Below are 19,064 nucleotides of genomic sequence, written 5' to 3' on the forward strand. Positions count from 1 at the left end.
TTAGCCGAACCCGCAGGGCAGTGCTTGTGGGGTCTTGCTACTGCGTTATCGCTTTTTATGTAGAGTGACTACATTGATTGCATAAGCGCTGCCTTGTATCAAGACCCCACAAACTGCTGCAAAAATCATCTCGAAAGGTCAACAGACCCTATAAAAAAGCCTCCCGGTGGGAGGCTTGTCTGTTCGTCTTTCGCTTATCTCTTACCAGACCAGATGCCGCCCCGTTTATGATCTAAACAAGCAGGATGCGAAAAAGAAGCGAAAGAAAAACAGGGAAACAGACATGGCAGTTCTCAAAGTTGGTTAATACCCTCTTAGAAATACTGAAAAGCGGCGGCGAGGGCAAGCCTTTTCCCGGGATTTTTGGTAAACAGGCTGTATTGGCAGGCAAAAAGCGGAAAATGGCTGTTATTGCCATTTTCCGGCCGGCGTTCCGTGTCGAAACCGGCGTTGACTTCGGGAGCCATGGTCTGGCCCCCGGGAGGAAGGTTATTCCGCTTCTTCGCTTTCGCTTTCACTTTCGGTGATCGGCTGACCGGCATGGGCTCGTTGGGCCAGCGGCTTGTCGGCATAACGGTTCAGCTGGCGCTCCAGCCGTTGCCCCAGTTCCTTGATGGCGGCGTACAGGTTTTCATCTTCAGCTTGAGCGAAAAGGGTATCGTTAGGAACACCTGCAGTCGCTTCCACCAGGTAATTTTGTCCCTCTTTCTGAATGATCACATGGGGGCTGATCAGCGCAACCTGGCGCCGGCTCAGCTTCTCGAAGCGACTTTCAATCCGTTCACGAATAGCGGGAGAGATGTCGATAACGTTGCTGGTAATGGTAATGGACATATAGACCCCCTGAGGTGTTTCTTTGTTTGTGTACCGCTTCAGATTACCCTGACAGTAGTTTAATTTCGTGATCTTGATCAACATTTTCTGGCCTATCTTTCTCTGCGGCCAAAATCTGTGATCGGGTCGCCGCTACCACCAAAAAGCCCTTGTCAGGGATGGGTGAAACGGGCCAGACTCGATCGGATAAGTTGTTCCGTTCTCTCCTCTACTCTGGTTACAGACGGTCTCGATTCTCGCCCAACCATATGCACTTCAACTCTCGTTCAATGCTGGCGCAACGTGCCCACTGCATGTGCCGCTACGTCCCGTATTGTCTCGTCCAATCAGGCCTTGCCTGACGCAAAAAGAGAATTTATCGCCCCCCATTGGCAGTGTTGTCACTATTCCTTAGGATAGCTCTCTATATCGTCATCTGAGGGAGTGCGCCGTGAGAGGCTGGTTGGGAGTGGGACTGCTGCTGTTAAGCCTGGGTGTGAGCGTTCAGGCCTCGCCACTGCGTGAGCAGTATCGACAGGCCGAGCAGGCGCTGAAAAAAAATGACCTGGCACTTTATGAGCGGCTGCGCCAGGGGCTGGATGCTTATCCGTTGACAGTTTATCTGGATTTTCAATATCTTGACGATCGGATGCAGCACCTGACCACGGCACAGGTTATCCGGTTCATGACCCGTTATTCAGACTCCCTGCTGGCAGACCGGCTAGAGCGCCGTTATCTGTTCCGGCTGGCGCGGGAACAGCGCTGGCAGGAATTTCTGGCACTCTATCCCGCCTTGCCCAACAGCGTTGAATTGCAATGCGCTCACTACAGAGCCAGGTGGGCAACAGGAGGCAGGGCCACGGCCATTGCCGGTGCCGAGCGGCTGTGGCTGCACGGCTACTCCCGCCCCGATATCTGTAACCCCCTGTTTGACGCCTGGAGCAGCATCGGCGGGCGTAACGATGAACACATCTGGCAGCGGATGCTGCTGGCATTCGAACATCGTCAGGATGGGTTGCTCGCCCACCTTGGTCGCCAGTTGAGTTCGTCCGCCAGACCGGCAGGAGACTTCCTGCTGTCTCTCGACAAGGATCCCGAATTGCTGGCCGGCTCCAACTTGCTGGTTGCCGGTTCTGAGCGCCATAAGGCGGCGCTTGCCCAGGCCCTGTCTCGCCTCGCGGATACCAAACCCGAGCTGGTGATGAGCCTTTATCCCAAATATCAGCGTCAGTCAGGCTTGAGCCAGCCGCTGGTTGCCGGCATAGAGCGGCAACTGGCCCGGCGCTTGATGTTCAATCGTACCCAGGATTATCGCGGCTGGCTCGACAGCCGCCTGCCGGTGGTGGGCGATGCGGACTTGTTCGAGCTACGGTCCCGCCTGGCCATCTGGGAGCAGGACTGGCGCACTTTGCCCGGCTGGATTGACCGGCTGCCGGTGGCGGCGCAACAGGACAGCCGCTGGCAATACTGGCGGGGTAGGGCATTGAAGGCCCAGAACCGCCATGCCGAGGGCGACAAGGCCTGGCAGCAGGCGGCGCAGAACCGGGACTACTACGGCTTTTTGGCCGCGCAACAGGGCCGACACAATTTTTCACTGCAAAAGAAACCCCTGGTTTCGGCGCCGCCTTTGAGCCAGGCCCGACTGCAATGGCCGGCGCTGTCGCGAGTGGAAGAGTGGCTGGCGCTGGGAGACAAGACAGCGGCACGTACCGAGTGGTATCACCTGCTGGGCCGAGTAAATGAAGCCGATGGGCTGGCGCTGGGCAGTCTGGCCCTGAGCCGGGGCTGGTACGATAAATCCATCGTGGCCAGCATTCAGGTGCGCGCCTGGGATCATCTGGACTTGCGTTTTCCGGTGGTCTATCGGGAACTATTCCAGCGGCAGGCCCGGAAGCTGGGGGTGGATGAAGCCACGCTGTTTGCCATCGCCCGCCAGGAAAGCGCCTTTTATGAACAGGCGCGTTCGCCGGTCGGCGCCGGTGGCCTGATGCAGCTAATGCCGGCCACCGCCAGAGAAACCGCGCGCAAGCATGGTATCAGTGGCTATCAGGATCCGTCCGATGTCTATCGCCCCGAGGTGAACGTGCAACTGGGCTCCAGTTACTTCAAGGAGCTGCTGGGGCGCTATGACAACAACCGGGTCCCGGCCATTGCCGCCTATAATGCGGGCCCCTCCCGGATTAATCGCTGGCTGAAAGAAAGTGGCAGCCGGCCGATGGATGTATGGGTAGAAAACATTCCCTATCGGGAGACCCGGGGCTATGTACAGAACGTGCTGGCATTTTCGGTGATTTATCAGGATATGCTGGGGCAGAAAAAAACCTTTCTCAAACCGGCGGAGCTGAATGATGTCTACTGAGCCGAGAGTTGCACCAAGAGTTGCCGTCATAGGGTTGGGCTGGCTGGGTGAGCCGCTGGCGAAGGCACTGCAAGCCCTGGGCTGGCGGGTAGCCGGTACCACCACGACCGAGGCCAAGGCCGAACGCCTGCGCTCAGAGGGCATCAATGCGCTGGTGTGGGACATCAACGAGCCACTGCCGTCGGCCTGGCCCGTTGGGCTGGCGGCAGACACCCTGGTGCTGTGCGTGCCGCCGGGCAAGGTAGATGATTATGCGGAGACCCTGGAGCGGGTGGCGGCGCTTGCCGCCAAAGCGGGGGTGTCGCGGCTGCTGTTTACCAGCGCTACCTCTGTCTATGGAGGACTCGGCAGCAAGACCGAGGCAGATGCCGGGCCGGACTCGGCCCGAGGCGAGCGCATGCTGTCGGCAGAGCAGGCGGTACGCCACAGTGGCATCCCGCTGGTGCTGTGCTTGCGGCTGTCCGGCCTGGTCGGCGGCAACAGGGAGCCGGGGCGCTTTCTGGCCGGTCGCAGCTTCGAGGGCGGTAACGAGCCGGTGAATCTGGTGGCTCAGGAAGACCTGCTGCGTTTTATTCCCGCTATTATGGCCCGTCACGACTGGCCGGAAGTGCTCAATGCCAGCGCGCCGCACCACCCCAGCCGGCGTGAGTTTTATACCCGGGCGGCCCAGCTGCGCGACCTGCCCCCGCCGCAATTCGACGGCGGCGGCGAGGGCAAGCGCATCGACGGCAGCGCCCTCAGTCGCTGGCTGAATCTCGACTACCGGGTAACGGACTGGTTTGCGTGGCTGGCAGCGCGTAAGGCGCAGGACTGAGCAAGGGCGCCAGCGCCAGGATCAGCGTATCTCGATACACCCGGCGCCGGTCCAACAGGTGGCGGGTCAGTACCCCGATGGCCCCGCCCTGTTGCTTGCAGTTGCTGAGGTTGAACAGCCTGTCCATGGCGTGACCCAGCTCTTCACCCTCGGCCACCGCCCGGGCGACGAAGGGCGGTAGCGTCAGGCTGGCGCTGCGGGCCGCGTTGTCCAGCCCCGGGCCCAGTACCTGAATCCAGGCGAAAGTCATGCTCTGCTGTTGTATCCTGTCGATACCGCCTTCCATGCCAATCCATAGGCTGGCCTCGGGCCGGGCCGCACGGGCCGCCAATGCCCGGTTGCGGGCGCCGGTAAGGGTTTCCGTATCGCTCATCGGCTGCTCGGCCACGCCAGAAGGCACGGCCAGGCCGCTGACCTGACAGCGATTATCCGGAAATATCTGCTCAAGAGCCAGACGGGCGGCCTCTATTTTGGCCGGGTTAAGCGATGCGACTATGACCTTCATGGAACCCCTTTTTACGTTGAAAATTGCGGCCGGCGAGCCGGCTGATTATTATGCCCACTTTACTAGTCCGATAGGAGACTTGAACGCGATGACCGATCAACAAACCCCCAGGGGAGAACTGCTGTTGCGCACCATGGCCATGCCGGCCGACACTAATGCCAATGGCGATATCTTCGGTGGCTGGATCATGTCGCAGATGGATCTGGGTGGCAGCCTGCTGGCCAACGAAATTGCCCTGGGACGAGTGTGCACCGTGGCCGTGAGCGACATGACCTTTCTGCGACCGGTACAGGTGGGAGATGTGGTGTGCTGCTATGGCGAGCTGGTCAAGGTGGGTCGCAGCTCCATTACCGTCAAGGTCGAGGTTTGGGTCAAGCCGGTACTGGTGCCGGAAAGCGGCCCCCGCTACCGGGTAGCCGGCGCGCAGTTTGTGTACGTGGCCATCGACGAGAACGGACGCCCCCGTGCAGCTCAGCCCGACGCTTAAAGCCGGACTGCTGGCCAGCACGCTGCTGCTGAGCGGGTGTCCCGAAGTGCCGAAGACGATACTGCTGAGTGATGGCTTCGCGCCGGTGGCCGCAGAGTGTCTGTATCCCTCGGTGAATATCATTCAGCCGTTGCCGTCTTCGTTTTCGCTGCTGAGCTGGAATATCTACAAGCAGCAGGGTGACTGGCAGGCGGAGCTGAATCGCTGGATCGATGACAGCGATCTGCTGTTGTTGCAGGAAGCCCAAAGCAGCGATGAGTTGCACGATTGGCTGCAGGCTCGGGATTATCACTGGTTTCAGGTGGCCGCATTCACCTGGCAAGAGAAAGCCAACGGCGTGCTGACAGCGGCGGCAGGGCAGGCGTCCCGGGTTTGCGGGCAACGAATAAGGGAGCCGGCGACCCGGATCCCCAAATCGCTGCTGTTCAGTTATTACCATCTCGAGGGCGCGGAACAGCAGTTGCTGGTGGTGAATCTGCATGCGGTGAATTTTTCGCTGCGGGGCCGAACCTATCAGGAACAGCTGGACAGGATCAGCGGCTTTATCGAAAACTATGGTGGCCCTGTGATCGTGGCCGGTGATTTCAACCGCTGGAACCCGCGCCGAGAGCGCTTGTTACAGAGTTGGGCCGAGCGGGAACAGCTGATCGAGGCGGTGCCCACGCCGGATCATCGCACCCGTTTTATCGGCTACCCGCTGGACGCTGTGTATTATCGGGGGCTGGAGCTGGATGGTGCGCAGAGCATGCGATCGCAAGCGTCGGATCACGGACCCTTGCAGGTCAGTTTCAGGGTTAAAAGCAGCGACAAGCCGTAAGACGGCAGCGGTCAGACAAACAATCGTGGCTGTGGAAGGCGTGGAAACAAAAAGAGCCGCAATTATTGAAATTGCGGCTCTTGGTGTTCACTTATAGCTTCCAGCTGATGGCTTAACGCTGAGTTGATTACCCGGCGTTGGCTGCCACGATCAGACTCTGTCCGGCGCGCAGGCTGTGCTTGTCAGCCAGTTGGTTCCAGCGCAGCAGATCGGTAATGCTGACACTGAAACGGCTGGCGATAGCCGACAGGGAATCCCCTGACTGTACCCGATAAACCCCATCGCCGGTCGAGGAGGCCACTGGCCCGTTCGCCCTGGGCAGCATCAGCGTCTGACCTACCCGAATCGCGCTACCGCGCATGTTGTTCGCCTGTTTGATGGCTTCGATGCTGGTGCCGTTGCGACTAGCGATTCTGCCGAGGCTGTCACCGCCCCTGACCTGATAACGCTGGTACGACTTGCGTTCCTGCTCGGGCAGATCGGCCATGGCAATTTCAAAGCCCTGGGCATGAGCCACCGGCACCAGAATTTCGGCGTTGCGCGCCGGCGAGGTAGAGGTACGCTTGAATGCCGGGTTCAGCTGCTTTAGCTGACTCCGGTTCATGCCGGCCAGATCGGCGGCCATGTTCAGATCAACCTGACCTTCCACTTCCACCACCGCCAGCTGGGGCCGGTTGGGCACCGCCGGCACTTCCATACCATAGTGGCCGGGTTGCTTCAGAATATCGGCCAGGGCCAGCAGCTTGGGCACATAATTCTGCGTTTCCTTCGGCAGCGACAGCGACCAGTAGTCGGTCGGCTTGCCCTGGCGACGATTGGCTTTCATGGCGCGTTGCACCCGGCCTTCGCCCGAGTTGTAGGCGGCCAGTGCCAGCACCCAGTCGCCATCGAAGAAACCGTTCAGGTATTCCAGATAGTCGAGCGCGGCCCGGGTTGAAGCCATCACATCGTAACGGCCGTCATACCAGCTGTCGTAATGCAGACCAAACTGCTTGCCGGTGCCCTGCAGCATCTGCCACAGGCCCGCGGCGTGGCCATGGGAGTAGGCACGCGGATCGAAAGTACTTTCCACCACCGGTAATAATACCAGCTCCATGGGCATGTTCCGTTTTTCTATCTCTTCCTTGATGAGATAGAGAAACGGTCTGGCGCGTTCGGATACGGAACGCATATAAGCCGGGTGTTTCAGGTACCAGTTCCGTTGGGCCACTACCCTGGGATGATCCAGGGGCATATCAAGTTGCATGTTTGCAGCCAGATCGAGCCACAAATCGGGTTGCTGCGCTTCTACTTTCTGGCGCTGTTGCTGTTGCTGCTGCTGCCGATTGGTTGATGAATGGGATACGGTGCTGTAAGTACGGCCACTGTCGGTGGCGGTTTTACTTTGTATCCGCAGCGACGAATAGGTCGCTGACTTGGGGTAGAGCTGGCTATTCGCCTGCTCTCCAGCTGTTTCCTGATGGCCATAGGGATGTCGAACCGAGTCGGTCGACATCGCCTGGCAGCCCGCCAGGAGCAAGGCACTGGATAATAAACAGAGTCTTCTCATGGTGTCTGCGTCTCACAAAAACGGCGGCCAGTGTATGCTTTGTGAGCAACTTAATCAAGTTCGTTAAAAATCGTCCTTCCAGCGGCGAAGTGCAGCGAACACATCAATGTTCTCGATCAACTCCACTCCTTCATGGGCCTGAGTAGCGGCTCTGACCCCCGCCAGATGGGCGCGCAGGAAGACATTGACGGCTTTTTCCAGGCCGATGGGGCTGGGCAAAGTGGGCACGCCCTGCTGGCGTAATTTGGCCACATTTTGCAGGTATTTTTTCAATTCGGGGTTATTTGGCTCCACAGCATGGCAAAAGGCCAGGTTTGCCTGGGTGTACTCGTGGGTGCAATACACCCGGGTATCGTCCGACAGGGCGGCGAGGCGGGAAAGAGACTGGTACATCTGCCCGGGCGTACCTTCAAACAACCGGCCGCAACCGCCCGAAAACAGGGTGTCGCCGCAAAACAGCAGTGGCTGGCCCTGAGGCGCCTGATCCTGAGGCGGCGCATAGTAGGCGATATGACCCAGGGTATGACCGGGCACCGACATCACCTCGAGCTCCAGCCCCAGCTCGGGGAGCGAAACATTGTCGCCATCGCTCAGGGCAATGCTGCCGGGTGCAGGCAGCCGTTCGGCCGCCGGAGCATACACCCGGGCATTGGGCCACTGGTCCAGCAGCGCCTTGACCCCGCCGGTATGATCATGATGGTGGTGGGTGATTAATATGGCCTCCAGCGTCAGACCACGTTCGGCCAGCACTTGCTCGACCGGTGCCGCCGCGCCGGGGTCGACCACGACCGCATGGTTGTTATTCGTTATCAGCCAGATATAGTTATCTTGAAATGCAGGGATGGGACTAACGTTAAGCATGGTACTGTCCTTATGATCATATTCTGCAATAGCTTATCAGAGGCGCCATGAAATCAGCCAGTACGGTTGCCGCTCCGGCCGCTTGGCAACGGCTGTTGCGAGGCCGTCATCTTGCCGAACAGTTACAGCTGCGTCTGGACGAGTGGGCGCCGTCGCTGTTTGGGTTTACCCTGCTGAAAGTCGACGCCCTGAGTGCGGCCTTGTCGCTGGAGCGAAGCCGGTTGTTGCATTCGGTGCTGATGGGACAGTCCGGCTTTGAAGGGATGGAACTGCAGGGCGACGCCACCGCCATGCCCTTTGCCCCGGGCAGCCTGGACGCCTGCCTGCTGGCTCATGTGCTGGATTACAGCAAACACCCCCATGCCATATTGCGCGAAACCGAAGTGGTGCTGCGCGAGGATGGCTGGCTGATTATCGCCGGTTTCAATCCCTACAGCAGCGCGGGGCTAGCCTGCCTGGTGCCGACGTTACGCCATCGGCTGCCGCCCTGGCAGCGTATGCTGGCGCCGGGACGGCTCGAAGACTGGCTGAAATTACTGGGGTTCGAGGTGATTGAGCGCGATGACCTGAGCCTGACTGGCCTGTTCGAGTTTCCCCTGCTCGGTCAGTGGCGGCGCCAGTACTGCCCCCGTTTTTGCCCGTCGCTGGCGGCGGTCTATATCATAATGGCGCGCAAACGGCGTTATCCGCTCACGCCCATCCGCAAGCTCCAGCCGGCACCCAGAGCTCTACAGCCGGGCATGGCCTGTCAGCGAGAATAGCCGGTATCGTCGTGGTTGGCGTCGTTCAGGGCCGCCTCCCGGGCGAGATCGTCACAGCGTTCGTTTTCCGGATGGCCCGAATGTCCCTTTACCCAGTGCCATGTTACCTGGTGGCGCTGACAGAGTTCATCCAGCCGTTTCCACAAATCGACATTTTTTACCGGCGCCTTGGCGGCGGTTTTCCAGTTATTGCGCTTCCAGCCGGTGATCCACTGGGTAATGCCCTGGCGCACATACTGGCTGTCGGTGGTCAGGTCCACGGTGCAATCGTCGCTGAGCGTTTCCAGTCCGGCAATGGCGGCCATCAGCTCCATGCGGTTGTTGGTGGTCAGGCGGTAGCCACCGCTCAGCTCCTTGCGGTGCTGTTTGTAGATAAGCACGGTACCATAGCCACCCGGGCCCGGATTTCCCAGACAGGAACCATCGGTGTACATCTGAATCTGTTTCATCGTTATCCGTGTTGGAACAAGCAAACCGGAAGTCTGCCACAGCGTGGCGGCGCTCACCAGTCACCCGCGCGATTGTGCCAATAACGGCAGCGGTAACCTGAGCCCGGTGGCGTTGGCAGAGGCAGTTATTTATACTGAGCACCGAATTGAGTGGAGAACGCATCGATGAGCCAGCAAAGTCACCAGCGGCAAATAGTCCTGGATACAGAAACCACCGGTATGAACATGGATACCGGCCCTCACTATCTTGGGCACAGGGTGATTGAAATCGGCTGTGTGGAAGTCGTGAACCGCCGCCTGACCGGGCGACATTTTCACGTCTATCTTAAGCCGGACAGAAAGGTGGACGAAGAAGCGATTCGGGTGCACGGCATTACCGATGACTACCTTGCCGACAAGCCGCCTTTTTCCGCCAAGGTCGACGAATTTCTGCAGTTTATCGACGGCGCCGAACTGGTGGCGCACAACGCGCCCTTCGACGTCGGCTTTCTCGATCATGAACTGCAGTTGCTGGGGCGGCCGGAACGCATGGCGGCCCTGTGCAAGGTCACCGATACCCTGGCGCTGGCGCGCAAGATGTTCCCCGGCAAGCGCAACAACCTGGATATATTGTGTGACCGTTTCGGCATAGACAACGGCCACAGAACCCTGCACGGCGCCTTGCTGGATGCGGAGATCCTGGCCGACGTTTACCTGCTGATGACCGGTGGCCAGACCAAGCTCAATCTTCAGAACAATAGCGACCAGCAGGGGGATGCCAGCGGCATCCGCCGCCTGAGTGCCAACCGGGCGCCGCTGAAGGTGATCCGGGCCGGCGAGCAGGAGCTGCAGGCCCACGAGGCCAGGCTGGATCTGGTGATGAAAAAAGGAGGCAGCTGCCTGTGGCGCGGAGAATAGGCGCGCTTTCGCTTTTCTCAGAAAAGCCCCCTGTTTCTCTGGAAAGTCCACTGTCTGATTTTTACGCAAAATAATAATCAGCAGGCGGAAAAACAGCCCGGAACAGGCAGGTTAACCCTGCATTATCGGGGTTAGTGCATAATAAATGGTCGAATGGTGAAAAAGGGGTTATTTCGGTCTTGACCGCCAGCCCGGACGATTCTATTATCGCCCTGCCTGAAGCGAACAGCTTCAGGCATCGGAGCGGTAGTTCAGTTGGTTAGAATACCGGCCTGTCACGCCGGGGGTCGCGGGTTCGAGTCCCGTCCGCTCCGCCACATTTTAAAGCCCTGACAGTTCTGTCAGGGCTTTTTTGTTGATATCCTACTCACTGCAAGTGAGGGGCTTCATGCAAATCCGCAGCAAATTAATCCTGGGGCTGTTATTGCTCCTCTCCGGTATTACTCTGGCGATATGGCTGACCGTTCAGCTGTTTATCCTGCCTCAGATCGAAGCGACCGAGATGAAGTATCGCTATATGGATCTGGAACGTGTCAAGCAGGCGATACAGCGGGATCTAAACCGGCTGCAGAGTTTTTCCCTCGACTGGGGGATATGGGATGACACTTATCATTACGTGCAGACTCTCAATCCTGAATACACAGTGTCGAACCTGACAGGACTCAAGCTGGACATTATCGGTGCAGACCTGTTTCTGATTAGCGACGGCGACGGCCAAATTCTCAACACCGTGTTAGCTGGGCCGGCGACATCGGAGCTGCTGGCCAGCAGCAAGCTGCTGAACCAACCACGACTCTCGGCGGAGCATCCTTTCAATATGGTGGTCAACCAAGGGGGAACCGCCATCCTGGATACCCCGGCTGGCCCCCTTTTACTGGCGGCGAGCCCTATCCTGCCTTCCAATGGCGAAGGGCGCTTGCGCGGGACTCTGTTCTTCGGCAAGTTTATCGATACCGGTTACCGGCAGCAGCTGGTCGATCGAATCCGCTTGCCGGTGGAGTTTAAATTGGCGGCTGCCGGCGACGGTGGATCGAAGGTGCTTTTTCTCTCGGACACCGAAAGCCTTGCTCACGGCTTTATTCCGTTGCTCAACAATCCAGAGAGGGAATTATGCCTGATTATTCATCGGGATCGGCCTTTCTATCAGCAGGTGCTGCGGTTAATGAATTATGCCATTGCCATCATCCTCGGCATCGGGAGCCTGGTGGCGTTGGTGGCGTATGGCTTCCTGCAGTTGTCGCTGATCAAGCCAATCTTGCAGCTGAAACATCAGGCCGAGGTCTTCGGCAACGACAATCGTTTGTACCATTTCAAACCGGTGCGTCGGCATGATGAGCTGGGTCAGCTATCCAGGAGTTTTTATAAGATGGCCCGCAAGCTGGAAGTCAGCCTGGGGCTATTGAAGACAGAGCGGCAGCAGTTTATGGATGCCAGCCTGACAGATTCCCTGACTTCGCTTAAAAACCGGCGTTACATGGAACAGTATCTGGAAACCGGGATGCAATCGGCGGAAACCCACAGCTGGTTGTTAATGGCACTGGATCTGGACCATTTCAAGCGGATTAATGATGTACATGGTCATGATGTAGGCGATCTGGTGTTGCAGCAGATCGCCGGTCTGCTGCAGGAACTGAGTCGCCGGGAGGATGTTCTGGTTCGTTATGGTGGCGAGGAGTTTGTGATCATCTGTAAAAATATCGATGAACAGATAGGCTGTACCATAGCAGAACGGATCCGCCAGCAGGTTGCTCGGTTCCACTTTGGTCTTGAGCATGCTCCATTCAGCATGACCTGCTCGATTGGTTTCTTTACCCTGCCGTGGGCCGCCACACGGCAATCGGCACATGAGTGGCTCGCCATGTTCAAGGTGGCGGATCTGGCTCTCTATGCCGCCAAGCACTGCGGCCGCAATACCTGGATTGGGTTGAAATTTATCGGTGAACCGCCGTCATCTGACTATCCCCAGGATGCCCGTCAGGTAACTCAGGGATTGGCAGAAAATCGACTGTCAAGTTTCAGTTCACTGGCAGACGGTGTCAGCATCCGCTGGCCATGATAGCTGTGGATTAAGGCAGTATGAGATGGCGGGGAACAGCTGGCTATCATGACAGCAATGCTGTCCGGCAGGGCGATGCCGCGTTTGGTTGAACCGGGTTCACAGCATTGCCTCGTTCAGCAGTGTCCGCCTATTAAGGCCAGGTCGGGTTATTACACCTCACCGCCGTTTTCAAGCGGTTTTGTTTTCTGCTTTATTGCCTCTCTCTTGTTTCTGATCAGTGTCGTCCACCACCGGTTTTTGTCAGTCATGTTCAAGCTGTGGGTCAGCACCAGGTGCACGCCATAGCCGATGATCACTCCCCACAATGCCGATGACAGACCGTATAAAGACAGGCCGGAGGCGGTGACGATAAAGGTGATCAACGAGGCTTCGCGCTCGCGGGCATTTTCCAGGGCGGTCAACAAGTTGCCGGTGATGGCGCCGAGCAGGGCCAGGCCCGCCAAGACGGCGACAAAGGCCGAGGGCAGGGAGGTGAACAGGCTGACAATGGTACCGGCGAACAGTCCGCCCACCAGATAGAAGACGCCATTGAATACGCCGGCTACATAGCGGCGGGCGTGATCTTCGTGAGCATCCTTACCGGCGCAGATGGCGGCGGTAATGGCGGCGACGACGATGCTGATGCCGCCGAACAAGGCCAGGGGCAGAGACACCAGGCTGGTGACCCCGATCACCGGTCTGGCATTCACCCGATAACCGGCGTTATGCAACACGGCCATGCCCGGCAAAAATTGCCCGGTCAGGCTCACCAGCACCAGCGGCAGGGCCAGGCTGAGGGTCGATGACAGCGTCCACTCCGGGCTGATGAACTGCGGCGTGGCCAGTTCCCAGTGCACGGTGGCAAGGGAAGCCCCCTCCAGCACCATGGCCAGTACCACACCGGCGATTAACAGCAGGATCAGCGTATAGGTCGGCCAGAACCGGCGACAGACGACATAGGTGATCAGCATGCCGATGGCCAGCGCAGGCGAGCTTTCCATGGTGGTGAAGGCGCCGACGCCGAACTGAAACAAAATACCGGCCATCATGCCGGCCGCCACGCCTTTGGGAATGAGGCGAACCACGGTATCGAACAGACCGGAGACGCCAATCAACAGCATGACGGCTGCGGCGGTAATATAGGCGCCGATCGCTTCGTTCAGGGACAACTCGGGAAACAGGGTGACCAGCAGCGCCGTGCCCGGTGCCGACCAGGCGGTCACTATGGGGGCCCTGAGCCAGAGCGACAGCAGAATACCGGAGAGGGCCGCGCCCATGGAAATGGCCCAGACCCAGGAGGTCATCATCTGTTCCGATACCCCGGCACTGGCGCCGGCCTGAAAGAAGATGGCAAGAGGCCCGGCGTAGGACACCAGCACGGCCAAAAAGCCGGCCACAACGGCAGGCAATGACAAGTCACGCAGAAAAGTGTTCAAGGCTCTGCTCCTGTATCGAGAAACACATATAAAAGAGCCCCGGCACAGGGGCCGGGGCTAGGGTGAAACCGCAGCTGGTTAGCCGTTCGCCGCCACGCGAGTTTCCTGGCCAGCCTGGCTGGCCTCCAGACGAGCGCTTCGGCGGCCAACCAGGGCGATGGCCACGGTGGCGATCGCACCGGGTACGGCCAGAGCCAGAAAGTTCATCTGGTGGGGCAGAGCCAATGCCAGCAGGGTGCCCCCCAGCATGGGACCGACGATGGCACCGTTACGGCCGATACCGGAGGCCCAGCCCAGTGCGGTGGAGCGAATGTTGGCCGGATAGAACTGGGCTACATAGGCATACAGCAAGATCTGCGAGCCGATGGTGGTGGCCCCGGCCACGGCCATAAGACTATACAGCAGCCACATCGGATGCGGATAACCGAGCGACACCAGCGAGGCGGACGCCAGCAGGAAGAAGCTCACCAGCACGGATCGCAGCGAGAAACGGTCGGCCAGCCAGCCACCGCCCACGGCACCGACGATGGCGCCGATGTTCAGTACCATCAGAAACATCAGGCTGGATCCCAGGTTGTAACCGGCCGCGGACATCAGTTTCGGCAGCCAGGAGCCCAGCGCATACACCATCAGCAGGCAGCAGAAGAAAGCGGTCCAGAACATCAGGGTGCTCAGCTTGCGACCACCGCGGAACAGCTCCAGTACCGGCGCCTTTTGCACGTTGGCAGGGGGGACGACCAGCTTGTCCTGGCGAGTGATCTGCTGGTCTGGATCGACTTTTTGCAGCAGCGCGCGGGCTTCTTCCTTGCGATCTTGCGCCATCAAAAAGGCCACGGATTCGGGCAGGTACTTGATCATCAGCGGCAACAACAGCATGGGTACGATCGCCAGATAGAACATGATCTGCCAGCCGTAGTTGGGCACTATCCAGATACCCAGACCAGCAGACATCATGCCGCCCACCGCATAGCCGCTGAACATCAGCGCTACTAGGGTGCTGCGGCTTCTCTTCGGCGAGTATTCACTCATCAAGGACACCACGTTGGGCATGACGCCACCTATTCCCAGGCCGGCGATAAAGCGCAATATGCCGAATTGCCAGGGATTGGTAACCAGGCCGTTGATGCAGGTGGTGAGGCTGAACAGCACCACGCAGATAAGGATGGTTTTCTTGCGTCCGAGTCGATCCGACAGCATGCCAAAGCCCATGGCGCCAAACATCATGCCGAACAGGGCACTGCTGCCGAGCAGGCCGGCCACATAGGGGTTGAGAGCCCATTGGTCCATCAGCAGTGGCAGCACCACGCCGTAGATCACCAGGTCGTAACCGTCGAAAATAATGATGAGGGAACACCAGAACAGCACCTTCCAGTGAAAGGGGGTGAAGCTGGCGTTGTCTATGGTTGCATTGACATCGATATTTCTCATTGCGGTATTACTCCGAATATTGTCCTTAAGTCTGGAGTCCGGGGGAATGTATCCCTTCCGTTCACACAAAAGGCTGCTCTTTCCGTTGGGCAGCCTTCTTTACATCAGCCCAGATCCCCGCCGGCGACGGGGAGTATGGTGCCGGTGATGTAGCTGGCATCGTCACTGGCGAGAAACAGAATGGCGCCGGCCTGTTCGTCCAGGGTGCCGTAGCGATGCATCAAGCTGGTGGCCTTGGTCTGATCCACCAGGGTCTGGTACCACTGTTGCTCGCGTTCACTTTGTGCTTCGGTGTTGCGCGGGGTCAGCCGGGGCGGGGCTTCGGTGCCACCCGGGGCGGTGGCATTGACCCGAATGCCGTGCTCGGCATATTCGAACGCCAGTGCCACGGTCAGGGCGTTGACTCCGCCCTTGGCCGCGGCATAGGGCACCCGCATCAGGCCACGGGTGGCCACGGAAGACACGTTGACGATGGCGCCTCCCTCACGTTTCAGCAGGTGGGGCAACACGGCCCGGCAGCACCAGAGGGTGGGAAACAGCGAGCGCTGTACCTCTTTCTCGATCTGTTCCGGGCTGTAATGCTCGTAGGGTTGGGCCCAGATGGTGCCGCCTACGTTGTTGACCAGAATGTCGATCCCCCCAAAATGCTCGGCGGCCTGGGTCATGACGCTGTCTGCGCCGTCCCAGGTCTCCAGGTTGGCCTTGACGGCGATGGCCTCTACGCCCTGCTGGTTAAACTCGGCTGCCAGTTCGAACACATGGTCGGCCAGATCCACCAGCACCAGCCTGGCCCCTTCTTCCGCCGCTCGTTCGGCCACGCGCCGGCCGATACCCTGGGCGGCGCCGGTGATCACCATCACCTTGTTACTGAAGCGCGGCTTCATGCTACCGCCCCGGCAACGGCGGCGACGCTGGGGGTGAACTTCTCGTAATGGAAGGAGTTCGGCTTGATGCCCTGCTCGCGGAAGTAGCCCAGTACGGCGTCCACCATGGGGGGCGGTCCACACAGGTAGACATCCACCTCGCCGTGATGGATGGGCGCATCTTGCATATGGTTGGTCACGTAGCCTTTAAGCGGGTGAGCACTGTCGGGGCTGGCCACCACGGTTTTGAAGGTAAAGTTCTCTATTTCCGCGGCAAACTGCTCCAGTTCTTTGACACACACCAGATCGTCATCGTTGGTAACACCGTAGATCAGGTGAGCCGGCTGCTCGGCACCCTTGGCCTTGAGGTGCTCCAACATGGCGAGGAAGGGCGCCAGGCCGGTGCCACCGGCCAACATCAACACCGGACGTTCCACCGGGCGCAGGTAAAAGCTGCCCATGGGACCGGTGAGTGTCAGCGCGTCTCCGGCCTTGCACTGACCGATCAGATAACTGCTCATCAGGCCGCCGGGCACGTTGCGGATCAGGAAGCTCAGCTCCCGGCTGCCAGGCCTGGAGCTGAACGAATAGGCACGGACCTCTTCGGTGCCCGGCACTCGAATATTCACATACTGGCCCGGCAGAAAGGCAATATCGTCGTCTGCGGTGACGTTCAGTTCGATGGCGGTGGGAGAAATCAGGTTCACCTCGAGCACACTACCCTGAACCCTGGCGATGCCGGTCTTGCACATACTGGACGCGACGGGGATGTCCACCACACAGTCGCTGGCGGGCACCATCTGGCAGGTCAATATCAGGCCCTGATCGACTTCATCGTCGGTCAGTGCTTCGTCGATGTACTCGTCACCCAGGTCGAATTTGCCCTGGTGGCAGCTGCCCTTGCAGGTGCCGCATACGCCGTCGGAGCAGTCCATCGGCAGGTTGATCTGGTTGCGGTAGGCCGCATCCAGTACGGTTTCCCCTTCATTACAGCTGATGAAGCGGGTAACGCCGTCTTCAAAGTTGAGCGCGATGTTGTAACTCATGTTGGTTTCTCCCCACCCCTTACAGGTGATAGATATCAATCACCTGATTGATGTAATCGTTGTTCAGAACTACCTTCTTCTCGGTGATCAGGGGCTGTTCGCCGCTGATATCCAGGGTGTAGAAGGAGGTACCGAAAAAGCTTTCAGTCTTGTGGTAGCGATGGCTGTTGGTCTGCCAGTTGAAGCGCAGTTTCACCTCGTTGCCTTCCCGGGACAGGATCTCCAGGTTGCAGGTCTGGTGAGTGGTGCGCGGCTCCGGCATGGAGCTGGCACCAGAGCGTTCGGTCTTTATCCGGTACACCCTGTCTTCCAGGCCATCACGGTTCGGATAATAGATCAGCGAAATTTCGGTCTGGGGGTTCTCGGTCAGCTGATCTTCGTCGTCCCAGGCCGGCATCCAGTAGACGACGTTCTCGCTGTAGCACTTGAGCCACTCGTCCCATTGGCGGTCGTCCAGCAGACGGGCTTCGCGGTAGATAAACGCCTGAATCTGTTCAAAGTTCATTCTGATGCCTCCATGGAAGTGATGGAAATGAGCTGGGCTCGTTCGGTTTCAACCGCCTGCAGCATCTCTTTTACCCAGTGCTGGTGATGGGTCACGTACAAGCCTTCATCTTCCGGCTTGGTGCCGCTGAGAATCGGCTTGAGGTCGATGGCATCGGCGCCGGCATCCGGGCCTTCAATCCAGTGGGCGGCGCCCCGGCTCATGTCGTTCCACTTCAGGCCGCTGGCCTCGTAACCCTGCTGGCAGGCGCGGAATTCTTCCAGATCGTCCGGCGTACCCATACCACTGACGTTGAAGAAGTCTTCGTACTGGCGCAGACGCTTGGCGCGATCGGCTGCCGGTTCGTTCTTCGGTGCCCAGCAGTAAATGGTGATTTCGGTCTTGTTGACGGCAATCGGGCGCAACACACGGATTTGGGTGGAAAATTGATCCATCAGATAGACGTTGGGATACACACACAGGTTCTTGGTGGTGTTGACGATGGCGTCGGCCCGGGCCTCGCCCACTTTTTCCTGCAACCGCTCGAGTTGGCTGTAAACCGGGCGCACCTGGGGGTTGGTCAAGCGGGTCCACAGCATCATGTGACCGTGTTCGAAGCCGTAAAAACCGCCCTCGTTGGACCAGCTCTTGGCATCCACGGCCTCGGTGCCGCCCTTGTCATAGTTGCGCTGGCCCATGGTGGACAGGTAGTTCCAGTGCACTGTGCCTACGTGATAGCCGTCGGCGCCGTTTTCGGCGGTCAGCTTCCAGTTGCCTTCATAGGTATAGGTAGAGGTGCCACGCAGAATTTCGATGCCATCTTCGGCCTGATCGACCATGTTATCGATGACTTTAGTGGTTTCACCCAGATACTCGGTCAGCGGCAGCACGTCCGCATTCAGACTGCCGAACAGGAAGCCACGGTAAGACTCGAACTTCGGCAGGTGCTTCAGATCGTGGGAACTGTCGGTGTTGAAGTTTTCCGGGTAGCCACCCTTCTTCTGATCGCGGGCTTTCAGCAGCTTGCCATCGTTCTTGAAGGTCCAGCCATGGAAGGGGCAGGTGAAGGAGGCCTTGTTGCCGCGCTTCTTGCGGCACAGGGTGGCGCCACGGTGAGAACAGGTGTTCAGCAATGCCTGCAGTTCACCTTCCTTGGTGCGGGTGATCACCACCGGCTGGCGACCTACGGTAGTAGTGTAATAATCACCGGGATTTTCCAGCTGGCTTTCGTGCGCCAGGTAAACCCAGTTTCCTTCGAAGATGTGTTTCATCTCCAGGTCGAACAGTTCCTGATCGGTGAAGACGCCACGGTCACAGCGATAGTGGCCGGTAGTCGGGTCGGCTTCTACCGCACCGCGGATTTTTTTTTCGAGTCGGTCGAGTTGGCGAGTCATGTTTCGTCACTCCATGTGATGCTGTTGCCCTTTTTCGGGCGTGAGTCTCCCCGGGCCAGCCCG

General features: G+C 58.7%; 19 protein-coding genes, 1 tRNA gene and 1 other annotated feature. Of the genes, 8 read left to right on the forward strand and 12 right to left on the reverse strand.

Annotated features, from left to right (window positions below):
- Positions 1–149: 149 nt before the first annotated feature.
- Positions 150–286, reverse strand: a sequence feature (Phe leader region).
- A 28-nt stretch (positions 287–314) separates the two neighbouring features.
- Positions 315–467 carry a hypothetical protein gene (locus UN63_RS17010; RefSeq protein ID WP_181068127.1) on the reverse strand — a complete coding sequence of 51 codons (153 nt, stop codon included), beginning with the start codon at positions 465–467 and terminating at the stop codon, positions 315–317.
- 22 nt (positions 468–489) lie between these two features.
- Positions 490–834 carry a ribosome hibernation-promoting factor, HPF/YfiA family gene (gene hpf, locus UN63_RS00080; protein ID WP_104484957.1) on the reverse strand — a complete coding sequence of 115 codons (345 nt, stop codon included), beginning with the start codon at positions 832–834 and terminating at the stop codon, positions 490–492.
- Between the two features lie 430 nt (positions 835–1,264).
- On the opposite strand from hpf, the gene UN63_RS00085 reads away from it, so the two are divergent.
- Together UN63_RS00085 and UN63_RS00090 are read left to right on the forward strand one after the other, a co-directional pair.
- Complete coding sequence (locus UN63_RS00085) at positions 1,265–3,172, forward strand: transglycosylase SLT domain-containing protein (protein WP_229793574.1); 1,908 nt, start codon at positions 1,265–1,267, stop codon at positions 3,170–3,172.
- Positions 3,159–3,986: an NAD(P)-binding domain-containing protein gene (locus UN63_RS00090; protein WP_229793575.1), complete on the forward strand. Its 828-nt coding sequence runs from the start codon at positions 3,159–3,161 to the stop codon at positions 3,984–3,986. The genes UN63_RS00085 and UN63_RS00090 overlap by 14 nt, the downstream gene beginning before the upstream one ends.
- On the opposite strand, the gene yjjX is transcribed toward UN63_RS00090, so the two are convergent.
- On the reverse strand, positions 3,910–4,491 hold the full coding sequence (gene yjjX / locus UN63_RS00095) for an inosine/xanthosine triphosphatase (protein WP_104484762.1): 582 nt from the start codon (positions 4,489–4,491) through the stop codon (positions 3,910–3,912). The genes UN63_RS00090 and yjjX overlap by 77 nt on opposite strands.
- 88 nt (positions 4,492–4,579) lie before the next feature.
- On the opposite strand from yjjX, the gene yciA reads away from it, so the two are divergent.
- Together yciA and UN63_RS00105 are read left to right on the forward strand one after the other, a co-directional pair.
- Positions 4,580–4,978 (forward strand): acyl-CoA thioester hydrolase YciA, encoded by a 399-nt coding sequence (gene yciA / locus UN63_RS00100; protein WP_104484763.1) that lies wholly within the window; start codon positions 4,580–4,582, stop codon positions 4,976–4,978.
- Entirely contained in the window at positions 4,956–5,795 is an 840-nt protein-coding gene (locus UN63_RS00105) for an endonuclease/exonuclease/phosphatase family protein (RefSeq protein ID WP_181068128.1), read from the forward strand. Before yciA ends, UN63_RS00105 begins: the two co-directional genes overlap by 23 nt.
- A 127-nt stretch (positions 5,796–5,922) precedes the next feature.
- Here UN63_RS00105 and UN63_RS00110 read toward each other — a convergent pair whose 3' ends face one another.
- Positions 5,923–7,344, reverse strand: a complete 1,422-nt coding sequence (locus UN63_RS00110; protein WP_104484765.1) for a LysM peptidoglycan-binding domain-containing protein — start codon at positions 7,342–7,344, stop codon at positions 5,923–5,925.
- A gap of 63 nt (positions 7,345–7,407) precedes the next feature.
- The gene (gene gloB / locus UN63_RS00115) at positions 7,408–8,205 is read right to left on the reverse strand and encodes a hydroxyacylglutathione hydrolase (protein WP_104484766.1); all 798 of its coding nucleotides are present in this window, start codon (positions 8,203–8,205) and stop codon (positions 7,408–7,410) included.
- 47 nt (positions 8,206–8,252) lie between these two features.
- On the opposite strand from gloB, the gene UN63_RS00120 reads away from it, so the two are divergent.
- Positions 8,253–8,966, forward strand: a complete 714-nt coding sequence (locus UN63_RS00120; protein ID WP_104484767.1) for a class I SAM-dependent methyltransferase — start codon at positions 8,253–8,255, stop codon at positions 8,964–8,966.
- Here the strand turns inward: UN63_RS00120 and rnhA are convergent.
- On the reverse strand, positions 8,954–9,415 hold the full coding sequence (gene rnhA, locus UN63_RS00125; RefSeq protein ID WP_104484768.1) for a ribonuclease HI: 462 nt from the start codon (positions 9,413–9,415) through the stop codon (positions 8,954–8,956). The two genes, UN63_RS00120 and rnhA, sit on opposite strands and share 13 nt — an antisense overlap.
- A 165-nt stretch (positions 9,416–9,580) precedes the next feature.
- Between rnhA and dnaQ the strand changes: the two genes are divergently transcribed.
- From dnaQ to UN63_RS00140, 3 genes are all read left to right on the forward strand, one after another.
- On the forward strand, positions 9,581–10,312 hold the full coding sequence (gene dnaQ, locus UN63_RS00130) for a DNA polymerase III subunit epsilon (RefSeq protein ID WP_104484769.1): 732 nt from the start codon (positions 9,581–9,583) through the stop codon (positions 10,310–10,312).
- 240 nt (positions 10,313–10,552) lie between these two features.
- Positions 10,553–10,629, forward strand: a tRNA-Asp gene (locus UN63_RS00135).
- A 71-nt stretch (positions 10,630–10,700) separates the two neighbouring features.
- Positions 10,701–12,368, forward strand: coding sequence for a sensor domain-containing diguanylate cyclase (locus tag UN63_RS00140; protein WP_104484770.1), 1,668 nt, complete (start codon positions 10,701–10,703; stop codon positions 12,366–12,368).
- Positions 12,369–12,520: 152 nt separating this feature from the next.
- Here UN63_RS00140 and UN63_RS00145 read toward each other — a convergent pair whose 3' ends face one another.
- From UN63_RS00145 to UN63_RS00170, 6 genes are all read right to left on the reverse strand, one after another.
- Entirely contained in the window at positions 12,521–13,786 is a 1,266-nt protein-coding gene (locus tag UN63_RS00145) for a benzoate/H(+) symporter BenE family transporter (protein WP_104484771.1), read from the reverse strand.
- 78 nt (positions 13,787–13,864) lie between these two features.
- A complete protein-coding gene (locus UN63_RS00150; protein WP_104484772.1) occupies positions 13,865–15,214 on the reverse strand; it encodes an MFS transporter in 1,350 nt (449 codons plus the stop codon).
- Positions 15,215–15,318: 104 nt separating this feature from the next.
- The gene (benD, locus tag UN63_RS00155; protein WP_104484773.1) at positions 15,319–16,098 is read right to left on the reverse strand and encodes a benzoate diol dehydrogenase BenD; all 780 of its coding nucleotides are present in this window, start codon (positions 16,096–16,098) and stop codon (positions 15,319–15,321) included.
- Positions 16,095–17,123, reverse strand: coding sequence for a benzoate 1,2-dioxygenase electron transfer component BenC (benC, locus tag UN63_RS00160; RefSeq protein ID WP_104484774.1), 1,029 nt, complete (start codon positions 17,121–17,123; stop codon positions 16,095–16,097). Before benC ends, benD begins: the two co-directional genes overlap by 4 nt.
- Before the next feature lie 19 nt (positions 17,124–17,142).
- Positions 17,143–17,628, reverse strand: coding sequence for a benzoate 1,2-dioxygenase small subunit (gene benB / locus UN63_RS00165; protein WP_219821040.1), 486 nt, complete (start codon positions 17,626–17,628; stop codon positions 17,143–17,145).
- Positions 17,625–19,001, reverse strand: a complete 1,377-nt coding sequence (locus tag UN63_RS00170; RefSeq protein ID WP_104484776.1) for a Rieske 2Fe-2S domain-containing protein — start codon at positions 18,999–19,001, stop codon at positions 17,625–17,627. The genes benB and UN63_RS00170 overlap by 4 nt, the downstream gene beginning before the upstream one ends.
- Between the last annotated feature and the right edge of the window lie 63 nt (positions 19,002–19,064).

It is taken from the genome of Oceanisphaera arctica, assembly GCF_002936955.1.
GTDB classification, from domain to species: domain Bacteria; phylum Pseudomonadota; class Gammaproteobacteria; order Enterobacterales; family Aeromonadaceae; genus Oceanimonas; species Oceanimonas arctica.